At 36.0% G+C, this 14324-nt stretch carries 15 protein-coding genes; 4 read left to right on the forward strand and 11 right to left on the reverse strand.

From position 1 onward, the window contains the following. A complete protein-coding gene (locus WBF63_RS03585; RefSeq protein ID WP_424368327.1) occupies window positions 1–1674 on the forward strand; it encodes a hypothetical protein in 1674 nt (557 codons plus the stop codon). Here WBF63_RS03585 and WBF63_RS03590 read toward each other — a convergent pair. The 9 genes from WBF63_RS03590 to WBF63_RS03630 form a co-directional block, all read right to left on the reverse strand. Next, entirely contained in the window at window positions 1661–2362 is a 702-nt protein-coding gene (locus WBF63_RS03590) for a formyltransferase family protein (RefSeq protein WP_424368328.1), read from the reverse strand. The genes WBF63_RS03585 and WBF63_RS03590 overlap by 14 nt on opposite strands. Then, window positions 2359–3216 carry a BadF/BadG/BcrA/BcrD ATPase family protein gene (locus WBF63_RS03595; protein WP_424368329.1) on the reverse strand — a complete coding sequence of 286 codons (858 nt, stop codon included), beginning with the start codon at window positions 3214–3216 and terminating at the stop codon, window positions 2359–2361. Before WBF63_RS03595 ends, WBF63_RS03590 begins: the two co-directional genes overlap by 4 nt. Window positions 3217–3330: 114 nt before the next feature. Next, window positions 3331–3786, reverse strand: coding sequence for a DUF4625 domain-containing protein (locus WBF63_RS03600; RefSeq protein ID WP_424368330.1), 456 nt, complete (start codon window positions 3784–3786; stop codon window positions 3331–3333). Window positions 3787–3817: 31 nt separating this feature from the next. Then, a complete protein-coding gene (locus WBF63_RS03605; protein WP_424368331.1) occupies window positions 3818–4174 on the reverse strand; it encodes a hypothetical protein in 357 nt (118 codons plus the stop codon). Window positions 4175–4179: 5 nt separating this feature from the next. Further along, window positions 4180–6549, reverse strand: a complete 2370-nt coding sequence (locus WBF63_RS03610) for a TonB-dependent receptor (RefSeq protein ID WP_424368332.1) — start codon at window positions 6547–6549, stop codon at window positions 4180–4182. A 48-nt stretch (window positions 6550–6597) separates the two neighbouring features. Continuing rightward, window positions 6598–6936 (reverse strand): hypothetical protein, encoded by a 339-nt coding sequence (locus WBF63_RS03615; protein WP_424368333.1) that lies wholly within the window; start codon window positions 6934–6936, stop codon window positions 6598–6600. Between the two features lie 17 nt (window positions 6937–6953). Then, window positions 6954–7634 carry a hypothetical protein gene (locus WBF63_RS03620; protein ID WP_424368334.1) on the reverse strand — a complete coding sequence of 227 codons (681 nt, stop codon included), beginning with the start codon at window positions 7632–7634 and terminating at the stop codon, window positions 6954–6956. Further along, window positions 7634–8131: an RNA polymerase sigma factor gene (locus tag WBF63_RS03625; RefSeq protein WP_424368335.1), complete on the reverse strand. Its 498-nt coding sequence runs from the start codon at window positions 8129–8131 to the stop codon at window positions 7634–7636. Before WBF63_RS03625 ends, WBF63_RS03620 begins: the two co-directional genes overlap by 1 nt. Window positions 8132–8354: 223 nt before the next feature. After that, window positions 8355–9590, reverse strand: coding sequence for an ABC transporter permease (locus WBF63_RS03630; RefSeq protein WP_424368336.1), 1236 nt, complete (start codon window positions 9588–9590; stop codon window positions 8355–8357). Between the two features lie 19 nt (window positions 9591–9609). Here WBF63_RS03630 and WBF63_RS03635 point away from each other — a divergent pair, with 19 nt between their 5' ends. From WBF63_RS03635 to WBF63_RS03645, 3 genes are read left to right on the forward strand one after another with little or no spacing between them, the layout of a single operon-like run. Beyond that, window positions 9610–10902: an exo-beta-N-acetylmuramidase NamZ family protein gene (locus tag WBF63_RS03635; RefSeq protein ID WP_424368337.1), complete on the forward strand. Its 1293-nt coding sequence runs from the start codon at window positions 9610–9612 to the stop codon at window positions 10900–10902. Window positions 10903–10946: 44 nt separating this feature from the next. Beyond that, a complete protein-coding gene (locus tag WBF63_RS03640; RefSeq protein ID WP_424368338.1) occupies window positions 10947–11579 on the forward strand; it encodes an HAD family hydrolase in 633 nt (210 codons plus the stop codon). 3 nt (window positions 11580–11582) lie between these two features. After that, window positions 11583–12887 (forward strand): DUF2130 domain-containing protein, encoded by a 1305-nt coding sequence (locus WBF63_RS03645; protein ID WP_424368339.1) that lies wholly within the window; start codon window positions 11583–11585, stop codon window positions 12885–12887. A gap of 86 nt (window positions 12888–12973) precedes the next feature. Here WBF63_RS03645 and WBF63_RS03650 read toward each other — a convergent pair whose 3' ends face one another. Continuing rightward, on the reverse strand, window positions 12974–13579 hold the full coding sequence (locus tag WBF63_RS03650; RefSeq protein ID WP_424368340.1) for a thiamine diphosphokinase: 606 nt from the start codon (window positions 13577–13579) through the stop codon (window positions 12974–12976). Then, entirely contained in the window at window positions 13572–14138 is a 567-nt protein-coding gene (locus WBF63_RS03655) for a cob(I)yrinic acid a,c-diamide adenosyltransferase (RefSeq protein ID WP_424368341.1), read from the reverse strand. The genes WBF63_RS03650 and WBF63_RS03655 overlap by 8 nt, the downstream gene beginning before the upstream one ends. Window positions 14139–14324 lie beyond the last annotated feature (186 nt).

The raw sequence follows: 14324 nt of genomic DNA on the forward strand, positions 1-14324 counted from the left end.
ATGAAAAAGGTATTATTGGGTTTATTTATAATTTACTTTAACTTTTCTTGCAGCACCAATTATCTTCGTTCTACACAACAAACTGTTGCGAGTGATGATTCTACACTAAAAATGGTAAAATTGGGTGCGCCACTTGACTCCATTGAACTTTATTTATTGGGCGATTATTTTAAATTCGAAAAGAATAAAGAAAATATCTGGATTGAGAACCGGGAATTTACATCATTATTAACCTCAAAGGTCAAAAAGAAACCGGATCATCAGGTTCTCTTCACTTTCAATACCCAATCGGATTATAATAATGTGTTTGGATTTTATTATGAGAGCGAAAACTTATCCGATATTCAAAAAACATTTACAAATACCGATTATTATAAGTTTCAATCCGGCATTACTTATTTTTATTCCTTCAATTCGTTTAAAATAACTGATACTTTTATCGAAAAAGGAGAGGGTCTTTTGAGGTTCATAAATGTAAATAATCCATTTTATGACAAAGATCCCTACAATGTTCATTTTTATCGTGAACAGAACTATCTTTTATTTGGCATAAATAATAAATTTTTTGGAGAATTAAAAGAGCAAGATTTATTGTTCAGCACACCCTATGGTAATTATTTAAAATACATAAATTCTCAAAATGACACTACGGCATTGGGCAAACAAATTAAAGCAACGGCATTAAGTTTTATTGGCGATTTTGAAACAAGAGATATGATGATTGCTAATATATTTCAATATCAAATAAGAAAGCCTTTTGAAATCGAAGATGAATTTCAACCGAGAGATGCAAAAGAATTTATTTTGAATCAAACTCAAAACCAGGATGTTGTGATGTTTAACGAAAATCACATGAATCCTCAAAACCGCATTTTCTTTGCATCTATGCTCGAAGATTTCAAAAAGCGGGGTTTTGAAGCAATTGCATTTGAGGCTTTGACCGAAGAAGATTCTGCTTTTGTAAATGGTGTTCCGACATTAAAATCAGGGTTTTACACACCTGAACCCGAGTTTGGGAATCTGTTGAGAGAAGCAATTAATTTAGGTTTTGAAATACATTCATACGAAAGCAGAATTGAAAGTGATTTGAAAGGAATGAAACAAATGAATTTCAGAGATTCTGTTCAGGCTGAAAATTTGAAGAAAATTTATAATAAAAAGAAAAAACTGCTGGTATATGCCGGTCATGGTCATATTGAAGAAAAACAACGCAATGAATGGAAAACCATGGCACAGCGTTTTTATGAAATAACAAATGTGAATCCACTGACCATAGAGCAAGATATTTTTTCGGATTTAGGAACAGCTTCTAGACGAAACAATGTCAGCACAAAAATTACAGCGCCTTCCGTATTGGTAAATTCAGAAAATAAGATCTGGACAGTATCAGACGGCTTTTTTGATATTCAAGTATTTTTTCCGCAAACCGATGAATGGATTAAAGTTGGTCGCAGAACTTATACTTTCCAATTCCAAAACGGTCTGCAGGGAAATATTATTCAAGTGTACTATGCTGATGATGAAATTTTCACAAATCCTATTCCAGTAGCCATTCAAGAAATTAAACCCAATCAAAATGTCGAATTGATTTTACCTGATAAAAGGAAATATAAATTATTTGTTTTGACCGAATACGGCCAAGTCTTACATCAAGAGGAAATCAACTTTGAATAAATCCCTTTTTATACACTTCAAAATCAGCCATTAAATTCTCTTCAATCGATTTGGGCATTCGGCGAGTGGCTTCAAATTCAGTTGTACTGAGCGAAGGAAATTCAGTTCTTGTAGGAATGATTTCGATGGAACTTACCAGCATATCGATTTCGATTTCGTATTGACGAAAGGCAACCGAATGAAAAGTATCATTGGCATAAACCGGAACCTCACGCTGCTCGATCAGAAAACCGGCATCGGCTTCCGAATCCACAAAATGGCAAGTCACGCCCAAAGGTTGTTGGTTGTGAATCGCCCATTTCAAGGAATCCAATCCACGAACTTTGGGCAACCAACCCGGATGCGAATTAATCAATTTATGGTTTTCAACCAATTCGTCGGGCAATAATCCGGCACCTGCAATCATAATAAAATCGGCTTTATGTTGATTCAGATAAGCATTTATTTCGTCCACTTTTACTTCTTTAAATCGGAAATGAAGACGTTCACATAAAACCTCTGGCATCACATCAATTGCTGTGGAAGGACGGTGCGCATAAATCGGTTTGAATGGATTTTCACGAAGGACAAAAGGCAAAGCCAAAACCGTAACATTTTGATATCCTCTGGCTTTCAGTTGAAATAAAACATCCTGCGTTTTACGGTGCGGCGTGTTGTAGGAAATTACAACGATTTCTTCTTGCTTCATTTCGAAAGAATGTAGGTTTTGTGATAATCCACTAAATTGTCAATCGGTTTTCGCACAATATGCCCGACTTCCAGATGATAAGTCGCTGCCACCGCGCGAATGATTTCTTCGTAATAATGCGCCACAGAACCAATGAAATTCACTTCCGAAACTCTTGCTTCGGGATTGGGTAAAACCTGATTTTCAAAAAATGCTTCCATCGAAGTATAAATCAGATTTTGCATAAATGGCTCATCTTTGTATTCGTAAACGAATTTGCTAAACGAAGCCAGATAAGCATTTGCAAGTGGTTTCTGGTAAACATTTACGTTCATTTCACTGATAGTCAGATTATAGGTTTCGTGGAATTTATCGGCAATATGTTTTGGCATTTTTTTGGTAAAATACGCGTGTAATAATTTTTTGCCCATATAACTTCCGCTTCCTTCGTCACCCAAAATATAGGCGAGGGAAGGAGTGGCTTCTTTCAGATTTTCTCCGTCAAAATAACAAGCGTTTGAACCTGTTCCCATAATGCAAACAATGGCAGGAGTGCCGCGATAAACCGCATAACAAGCCGCCAATAAATCGTGGTCGATGTGAATTTCGGCTTGTGTAAAATAATCTTTAAAACCGTTTTTTACGATTTCACGCAGAAAATCAGCCGAACAACCGGCGCCGTAGAAATAAACTTTTGTGATTTGATCAGCAATGGCTTTCAGTTCTTGATTTTTGAACATTTCCGCTTCAATTGATTTGGCGTCAATGTGGTAAGGATTAAATCCGATGGTATTGGTTCTGAAATTTTCGGTTAAATCTTCATTTAAAATCACCCAGTCCGTTTTGGTCGAGCCGCTGTCTGCTATTGCTATCATTGTTTTGTATAATTAAGAACCGCTAAATTAAACTTCCTGAAGCATTCCTGCAAATCTAAAGAAGAGACTTTTCTTTCGAAAAATCTCTTCCGATATTATTTAGAAATAGGATTATTAATGCGCTTCGTGAATATCAACTTCAACAAATAATTGCTGCTCATTTCCTGATGTATCCACCAAATAAATTCCCAAATGATAATGCCCTTCTAGAACAGGTTCTCCATTGATTTCCGATGGAATTAAAATCTCTCTTTGAGCGATATAATGCGTCGGATTTCCTGCAATCGGATGCGTTTCGGTGTGAAACCATTCGGTTCCTACCAAAGTTTTATGCGTATGCCCATCACCGGCACTGTGAATTTCGATTTTATAGGAAGCCAATCCAACGTTGTCCGAAAATTCAGCTTCAATATGAAGGTTTTCTCCAAAATGGAATTCGGTCTCGTCTAGTGGTTGATTTAAAATGATCATCGGCTTTTGCGTATCGATACTGTCATCGTCACTCGAACAAGAAATCATTCCAAACGTTCCAATCAAAATTAGCATTGAATTTTTAATTATATTTTTCATTTTTATTTATTTTTAAATTGTTGATTATAAATTAGATAAGTTGATTAATTAAACCAACACTATAATTAGGTGGTCCCCTTAAAAATAAATTTAAATTCTCTCTTTGCTCATAATAGATTAGAAAAATCCGGTCAGAAACGGACTGATAGAATACTTCTGACTTTCCAAATTCTTTGTAACTCAGGTCAAGCAGATTGGAAGCCGGAACTTTGAAGAAAAACTGTTCGCAGTTGTGGTCTTCCGCCTTTTTAGTTTGAATTTGAACTTTGTTTAGTTCATAGGAATTTGACTGTTCATTATGATCTACCCATATAAAATGAGTAATATTCAGCAAATTGGGCAATAAAAAAATCCCGATTAGCAAATAGGAAGCGATATGTTTCTTCATCCCACTCATTTTCCAAACGGAATTTGAATAATCAGCTGAATGTTTCTTCCCATTTCCGGAATTTCCAATGCGCGGTAAAAGCTGATGTGGTTATAATATTTTTCATTGGTCAGATTCTGAACCGTCAAAGTCAAATTGGGCTGGAAAGAATTCCATTTGAAACCGGCTTTCATTCCGGCACCGAAAAGGGTATAACCGTCCGTTATTTCTTCATTTCTTGCAATTCTTTTTTGAGCCGACGTAAATTTCACATTAGCCGAAACTTCCAAATGATCCAAAAATCCACGGTTTTGAATGATTTTATAATTCCATTCATTGAAAATCGTCATCGGCGGACTGAATGGCAAAGGAAAATCTCCAGATTGATTGATTTGTTGGTTGTAGAGATATTCCAGCGTCAGCAAACCATTTAATTTTTCAAAAAATTCTTTTTCAACTTTGAATTCAACTCCCGTAATCAAGGCTTCGCTTTGCGTGTATTGATAGATCTGTCCACCGTGAGGCAAAGGCGAGAAAATTCCGCTCGGCTCCAGAAAAATATAATTCTGAAAATAGTAGAAATAAGGATTTAGTTCAAAATTCCAATCTTTCGGATGGAAAGCGATTTTCAGATCGGCAGTCCAGCCATTTTCGGGGTCGATATTTGGATTTCCTTTTTCGTGACGAAAAGAGCCGTGGTGAATACCATTGGAAGCGAGTTCTATAGCAGTCGGAATACGGAAATTACTCGCAAAATTCAGATTGAAATCCCAATTTTTATCGGGCTGAAATAAAACCCCGGCCGAATAATTAAAATTATGATAATCCTTATCCAAATCAGTGCTTCTCAAAGCAAATTGATTGGCTTCAGACTCCGAATGTCCGTTATTCATCAGGAATTCAAATAAATATCGGTCATAAAATGACGAAGTTTTTAGTTTTGTAAAATCGTAACGAATGCCGTAATTCAAATTCCATTGCGGCGAAATATCCCAATTATTGATGACAAAAGCAGAAAGATTGGTGCGTTCAAATTCCGGAAGCAAAAAATTGTATCCGCTGATTTTATTGGATTGAATTTGCGACTGCACACCAAAGTTCCATTTGTAATTCTTTGATAAACGATGCTGGTATTTAACCTGCGCATCATAAGTTGCCAATTTAAAATCCAGTTCCAAATTGGGATTTATTAGTGGCGGTTGCTGATTATTTCCATAATGCGTGTGAAATTCACTCCATTCCTGACGGTGATTGTTCTGATAACCCAACAAAAAACTCAAAGAATTTCCATGGAAACGCAAGGTGGATTCACTGCTTATTTTAAAATGATTGACGTTCTGATAAGGAAATTCGATGTTTCTCCGATCGCCGTCATCCTGCACCCGATCGAGTGTAGGAACGCCGTGCGCTCCCGGGAAAAAGCCAAGTTTCTGATAATATTTACTGATGTTCAGCACGGTTTCAAATCTTGGTGAAACATAACCGATTTGCCCTGAAACGGCATAATCCCTTCCGGCCGTGTTTTTCAGTCTTTGATTGAAAATCGGGATGTTGCGTGAGAGGTAAACAATCTGATCGGTCTGCACCGAATAATCCCCGAAATCGGTATAATTCCCGGACAATTTATAGTAAAAACTTTCGCCTCTCTGCGCCAGATTAAAGGAAGAACCAAACGCCTGATTGGCCGATCTTCCCATTAAATTCAATTCGCCTTTGAAAGAGTGGGGAAGTGGTTTCTGATTGTTTTTGATAGAAATCACACCGCCCATCGCATCACTTCCGTATTCGAGTGTATGGGCTCCTTTGATGATTTCCAGATTCTCAATGCTCCAGGGATTGATTTCCAATCCATGGTCGGCGCCCCATTGTTGCCCTTCCTGTTTGATTCCGTTGTCCACGACTGAAATCCGGTTGAATCCAAGCCCGCGGATGACCGGTTTGGATGTTCCTGAACCGATTTCCATGGCTTGAATTCCGGGAATTTTCTCAAGTGATTTGGCAAGCGAACCCGAAAATTCTTCTTTTAAAAATTGGGCATTGACGGTTTCGGCGTTTTGAATCTTTTTTTCGTGAGAATGTTGAATGATGGTTTCGCTTAATTCGTAAATTTCTTCGGTCAAAATGAAATTCCTGACCTGAGAAGAATTAAGTTCCAGCCTGGCTTCCAGCGTTTGGAATCCTTCTTTTTCCAGTCGGACCGTTGTCTTTCCGGGATTGGGAATAGGCAGTGAATAATTCCCTTCGGCATCTGAATAAACCGAAGCGTTTTGTGCAGTAATTCTCACTTCTTGAACCGGAATTCCATAATTATCCCGAATATTTCCGCTGATGATAATTTGCGAATTTGCGGATATGCTTAAAAATAAAAGCAATATCCACCCATAATTGGTTTGCATTAAAAATGTTTTTAGTTAGAATAAATAATTATTCGTTCAAAGGCAGTTTTATGCAAGAAATGGTGGTGCGCGAAGCTGTTTTGCGCTTTGGGTTTGGATTGAATGAAGTGGTTTGTATTCAAATGATTCAGGAAGAAAAAATGGTTGATCCTGAATACTGAATTCAAAGGTTGATGTGGTAAATCCGGTTGTGGCCGGTAAGGTAAAATCACAAAGAAAACAAAGATTTCCGTGTTGGATTTCGGGATTTTGGTGCTTTGAGTTGGATGATTCCTGATGATTTTCAACGTGGTTATGAGCCAGCTGATGAACAGGTTGAAGGAAAACGACCATCATCAAAATGACAGCGGTAAAAATCGAAATGATTTGTTTTCCTTTGGAATTCATAAACGCAAAGATAGAGTTTAGTTTTCAATGTTTTTAAGCTCCTTGAGGTTTCTTCCGAGTCTGCGCAGAAAAATTCCGTAGATAATTCCATAATAGATTGCACAGAAAATAGTGATGAACCCAATCATGATTCCGGCAAATATCCAAGCGGTTTTCTTTGCTTGCAACCTCATTTGTTCAAGGGTTTCGTTTTCATGATTCACTGTATTCAAATAGGTATTTTCGCCCATTTCCATTACCAAAGGAATGATCAAAATAAAAGAAAACGAAACCCAGCAGATAATCAGCCACATAATGGTTTTTCGGAAGCGCATTATGGTTTGCATGAGCTTATTGACTGAAAGAGCAGATGATATTTTCCGGTAATAATAAAAAGTTACCGAAATGAAAAGAACCGATCCGATTAGTCCTACATGTGAAATACTTTCAAATTTGGAATAAGTTTCCAGTCCGATTGCGTCAAGAGTTTCGGGTGAATACATTTTTTGCCCAGAGAAAATACTCCAAAGCGACATGAGTATTCCCAATAGAAATTCAATGATAGTAATGATAAATAACCACTGCACAGAATTGACAGATTTGCGATGAATCATTTTGAAGATATCTTCCTTGTCATAATTTTTTTCATCAGGCTGGTTCTTCCACAACGATTTCAAATCATCCAATTCATCATTTATATTGAGTTCTTTTTCGTTCATTATTTAGAGATCATCATTTCTTTTAATTTATCTTTTGCCCGATTCATTTTTACGCGGGCATTAACTTCAGAAATTCCGAGTGTCTGAGCGATTTCTTTGTAAGGCATATCTTCAAGATATAGCAATACCAAAGCTCTTTCCACGTCATTCAGTTTTTTTATGGCTTTGTAGAGCAGTTTGAGTCTTTCTTCCTTTTCATCATCATGTTCAACGGCTTTTAAATCAAAATAGGGTTGACTATCAATAGATGAAGTTGGAATTAATTTATTTTTTTTTCTGATTAATGTAATTGCGGTATTCAAACCAACACGGTACATCCAAGTGCTGAATTTCGAATCACCTTTAAATGAATCAAATGATTTCCATAGCTGCAAAACAATCTCCTGAAACAAATCTTCATGCGCTTCGGGGCTGTCACTGTATATGCGGCAGACCTTATGCACAATTCCCTGATTGCTTTCGATTAATTCTGTAAATTCAGTTTCCTTGGATTTCAACTCGACCCGATGTATAAGTATGCAAAAATAGCATAGTTGTTACAAACTATTGTAAAATAATTGAAAACTAACCTTTATAAATGAAGAAACCCTCGCTCAATAAAGAACGAGGGTATTCCCCCTAACCAACTTAAACCTAATGAAAATAGTATTTCTATCTATTTTCATTGCAAAAATAGAGGTTTATTAACAAATGACCTAATTATTTCGTGAAAAAATAATTTTACATCTCATTAGTTTTCATAGCTTGATTAGGTGTTATTTTAGAAATCAGATAGGAAGGGACTATCAATATAAGTGCAGAAATCAGAATCGCACAAATATTGAGCAATAAAACCTGAGTTAAATCCAAATAAACAGGCGCAGTTGATAAATAATAATTTTCTGCCGGTAGCTTAATCACATGAAAGTATTTCTGAATTAACAACAAGCCAATCCCCAATAAATTACCAATTATTAATCCCGGTATCATTATAAATACAGCGTAATAGATAAATATCATTCGCACACGCCAGTTAGACGCTCCAAGTGTTTTGAGTAAACCTATCGAATGCGTTCTTTCTAAAATCAAAATCAACAAAACCATGATCATATTTATAATCACGACCACCATCATGATGAAAAGCACAACAAAAATATTGGTATCAAAAATCTGAATCCAATCGTTGATCTGACTAAAAGAACTAGTAGCAGATTGCGCATAAAGCTGAAAATCAATCTGATCATTTACTTTATTGGTAACTTGATCCAACTTTTCAATATCATTGGTAAACAGTTCAAATCCACCTACAACATTTTCATTCCATTTGTTCAGTCGCTGTACGTGTTTAATGTCGCCAATCACATAAATATCATCAAAATCCTTGATATCGGTACTGAAAATTCCTGTGATGTGAAACCTGCGGTAGATAGGCTTTCCACTGTCCTGAATGAAATAAGTTACAAAGGAACTATCAATGTCTAAATGAAGTTCATTGGCAATTTTCTTAGAAATCACCACATCATTTGAAATTTTTTCCTTTTCAATTTTTGGAAACTCACCTTCTAATATATACGATTCAAATCTTTTTGTATCGAAATCAGTTCCAACGCCTTTCAAAAATATTCCCGAAAAATTATCGGCTGTCCGGATGATTCCGCCTTTTACGGCAATCGCTTGAATGTGTGTAACTTCTGGAAGGCTTGAGAATTCAGGATAAAATCCTTGGTGAATCGAAAGCGAATCGGAATTGAAAGATTGATTGCTATTATAAGGTTTTATAGTAATGTGTCCATTGAAATCCGCAAGTTTTTGTTTGATGCCTTTTCGAGCGCCAATTCCGGTGGAAATCGTAATCAGCGCCACCATAATTCCGATTGCTACTGCAATTTGTCCGATGCGGATAATCGTAGTAGAAAGGTTATTTTTACTACTTTTACCAAACGCAATTTTTTTAGCAAACCACCAGGTGAAATTCAAAATATTTTAAATTTTAAATATGAATCAAAAACTTTTCAAATATACATTAATTGCATTATTTCTCGCCAATTCTTCTTTTGCTCAAATAACAATTGACGGTGAAGACATTGAAAAGAAACGAGATGTTTCCCTAATTACGAACTCCGAAATCATCACAGGTGCACAGCAACCTAATCTTTATTTGCCGGAATTGAAAGGAAAAAGAGTAGGGGTAGTGACCAATCAGACCGGGATTACGAACGGAAGTAAAATCATAGGTAAAAAAGGATGTAAAAAAAATCCAGAAGTAAGTACTTGTGCGATTTTTGAGCAAATCAGCATTGTAGATTTCCTGATTGATAACGGGATTGACGTTAAAAAAATATTTTCTCCCGAACATGGATTTCGGGGCGATGTAGATGCAGGCGAAACCGTAAAATCCGGAAAAGACATCAAAACCGGACTGCCAATTGTTTCGCTTTATGGAAAAAACAAAAAACCCACGGCTGCACAATACGCCGATTTGGACATTGTTTTATTTGACATTCAAGATGTAGGAGCGAGGTTTTACACCTATATTTCAACTTTGCATTACATCATGGAAACCGCTGCCGAAACCGGAAAGAAGGTAATCGTCCTGGATCGTCCCAACCCCAACGGACATTATGTGGACGGGCCGGTGCTCGATATGAAACATTCGACTTTTGTTGGAATGCATCCAGTGCCGGTGGTTTATGGAATGACGATTGGCGAATACGCGCAAATGATCAACGGAGAAGGTTGGCTGGCCAATAAAGCAAAAGCGGATTTAACTGTAATCCCTTTGCGGAATTATACACATCAATTGAAATATTCGCTGCCAGTAAAGCCTTCCCCAAATCTTCCGAACGATAAATCCATCAATTTATATCCGTCCACTTGCTTTTTTGAAGCTTTCAATGGGAGCGAGGGAAGAGGAACCGACAAGCCTTTTCAGGTTTATGGTTCTCCTTATTTAAAAAATATGCCGTATCAATTTATTCCGAAACCCAATGAAGGAGCCAAAAACCCAAGATTTAACGGAGAAATTTGTTATGGCGAAGATTTATCGGACACAGATTTTTTATCAGAAATCAATTTGGAATGGTTGATACGCGCGTACAATAATTACGAAGGAAAAGACCCGTTCTGGATCAAACAGTCGGGAGCCTTTTGGATTGATAAATTGGCAGGTACCGATCAGTTGAGAAAACAAATCGAACAAGGACTTTCGGAAGCAGAAATCAAAGCTTCCTGGCAAAAAGATTTGGAAGCATTTAAGAAAATAAGAGTTAAATATTTAATTTATCCTTAAGTTTAATTAAATTACATAATTAATTAATATTCAAATAATTAAAATTGAAATATAAAAACATAATTTTTGATTTGGATGGAACGCTTTGGGATTCCACAACGTCCATTGCAGAAAACTGGAACGAAGTTTTGGCTCGCCATAATTTATTGGAAAGACCCTTAGTTGCTTCAGATATGCATCCATATATGGGCTTATTGATTGGCGATGTTTTGAAGATAATTTTCCCGGAAATTACTGAAGAATTCATTCAAAAAATCATTGCGGAAATCATGGATAACGAAGAAAAAATCCTGAGTAAAAATGGTGGAATTCTTTATGAAAATGTGCAGGAAACTTTAGAGAAATTAGCAGTAAATCATAATTTGTACATTGTGAGTAATGCATTGGATGGATACATTCAGGCGTTCATCGAATATTTTAACTTTAATGAATTATTCAAGGATTTTGAATCTCACGGTGCGACAGGAAAAAATAAAGCAGAGAATATTCGATTACTGATGGAGCGAAATCATTTGAAACCCTCGGAAACGGTTTATGTTGGCGATACGCAAACCGATTATCTTTCTGCAAAGGAAAATGATTTGGATTTTATTTTTTGTGCCTATGGTTTTGGTCAGCTGAATGAAGACTTAAAAGTTAAAAAAATTACTAAATTTCAAGAATTAATTACCTTATAAATTATGAATTCATCTACTCAAATAAAATGCCCGAATTGTGGAACATCCGTTGATGTACAGGATATTCTGGCACATCAATTAGAAGAAAAAATTAAACAAAAATATCAGGTTCAGGCGGCAGAAGAAAAGCAAAAACTTGACAAACAATTTGAACAATTTAACCAGGAAAAAGAGCAATTTGAATTAAAGAAAAAGCAGGAAAACGAGCTTTTTAAAGAACGTCTGGAGAAACAGCTAAACGAAGAAAAAGCTGCTTTGGAAAGGTTAACCAAAGAAAAATTAGCCAAATTCGAAGCACAGGCAAAAGCAAAATTACTGGAAGAACAAGCCGAACAGTTTGGTGCCTTGCAAAAAGAATTGAATGAGAAGTCTGAGCAAATCAAAGAATTAAACCGTTCAAAAGCCGAAATTGAAAAATTAAAACGTGAAAAATCTGAGTTAAGAGAAGCGATAGAAGCGGAATCTCAACGGAAAATAAACGAAATCATTCAGCTGGAAAAGGATAAAATCCGAAAGACAGAAGAGGAACGTAATGAATTAAAATTCAAAGAATTACTTAAACAACTTGAAGATCAGAAAAAACTTACGGAAGAAATGAAACGCAAGCAGGAACAGGGTTCTATGCAATTGCAAGGCGAAGTTCAGGAACTTGCAATCGAAGAATGGCTAATGTCTGAATTTCCGCTTGATACAATTGAGGAAGTGAAAAAAGGCGCTCGTGGCGGGGATTGCGTACAAATCGTAAATACAAGATCACGTCAAAATTTAGGTAAAATTTATTACGAAAGCAAGCGTACAAAGGATTTTCAACCAAGTTGGATTGAAAAATTCAAGGCCGATATGCGTGAAAAAGGAGCTGATGTAGGGATTTTGGTTACGGAAGCAATGCCTTCAGGACATGATCGTATTGCAAATCTAAACGGCGTTTGGGTCTGTTCGTATGAAGAATTCAAAGGGCTTTGTCTGGTATTAAGAGAATCGGTTATTCAGGTAAGTCTGGCTTTGGCTTCTCAGGAAAACAAAGGCGATAAAATGGATATGCTTTATGATTATTTGACAAGCAATAATTTTCGAATGCAGATTGAAGCAATTGTAGAAGGATTTTCTTCTATGAAAAACGCATTGGAATCCGAGAAAAGATCCATGCAACGTATATGGAAAGAACGTGAAAAACAAATTGAGAAAGTTATTTCAAATACAATCGATATGTACGGTTCCATAAAAGGTATTGCAGGAAATGCAATTCAACCTGTAAAGGCTTTGGAGCTTGATCCGGATTTTGAAGAACTGGATTTTGATGAATCCTGATTTTATATTGAAAATTAGAATTGTAAATATACTTATTTATTTTTTCCTATAATTTATATTATGTTAAATAGGATTTTGTAAATAAATTATAGTTTAATGAATATCAACAAGTTACCCTCCTTGTGGGAAATTTGAACTTTCTCTTCTGTTGCTTTATTTCTCGTACCAATTCTTTTGGTTAGATCAAGATCTTCGTTATTTAAAGGATATTTCAATCCACGGGTTATAATTCCTTTCACAACGGGAAACGGATACAAAGAAATAATTCGGTTTTTATATCCTTCCAGAAAAACTTCCTTATCGGCAAAAAAGTAATAACTAAAATCATCAAAGAAAATTATGGTCAATTGATCTTTGAATTTTAGTCCTGATGTCAAGTTCCCTAGAAAATGATCATGTTCCATTCCGCTGCTTCCATAGACGTAAACTTCTGTGAAATTTCGTTCTTTGATTATCATCAGCGCTTTTTCAAAATCTGTGAAGTTTTGATCCGGCGTTACGATAACTTCAATTTCTGCCGGGATTTCAGCTGTAGAAATCGAATCAAAATCACCACTTACTACATCCGGTAAAATATTGAGTTCTTTTAAATAAGCATAAGCACCATCGGTGCAAAATATTTGCACAAACTGCTGTAGATCAGGAATTTTATCCGGTCTTTGTCCGTTCAGAAATAGAGCTACTCTACTCATTGGGCAACCATTTTATTTCTTCATGTCCGGCATCTTGTGCAATTTTTCTCGCCAGAACGAAAAGATAATCAGACAAACGGTTGAGATATTTTAAAATTTCTTCTCTGGTTTCTTCCACTTCCCTTAGGGCAACCGTGATTCTCTCTCCTCTTCTGCAAATACAGCGGCATAGATGTGTGTGTGAGGAAGCTAAATTCCCACCCGGTAAAATAAAATGCATCAAAGGGGGTAACTCCTCCTCCATTCTATCGATCCAAATCTCTAATTCTTCGATATCCGCTTCTTCGATTAATTTTGGTAATCTTGACTTACCATTGGCCAAAAATAACTTTTCGGGCGGCGTTGCAAGTTCTGCACCTACATGAAAAAGATTTTTTTGAATTTGAATTAATTGATTTTTTGAATCGGATTTTATTTCTGAACTCCTTATAAGACCTATAGCCGAATTTAATTCATCAACCGTTCCATAGGCGTCAATACGTATATGATTTTTGGATACTTTCACACCGCCATATAGTGATGTCGTGCCTTTATCGCCTGTTTTTGTATAGACTTTCATTATAACTTTAGTATATATCTGTAAACTTAATGTTTTTAATAGTAAGGATTAAAGACTATTAATTGTCGTAAATATATTCAATATTTTGAAATAAGTTTCAGATTTTGGACTTTCTAAAAATTTGGTTTAGTTTTTGTTGGAACCAAAAAGAATACGGTTCTATTTTTATCAATTCTCCTATTTTAG

Source organism: Moheibacter sp. (genome assembly GCF_049672845.1).
Lineage (GTDB): Bacteria > Bacteroidota > Bacteroidia > Flavobacteriales > Weeksellaceae > Moheibacter.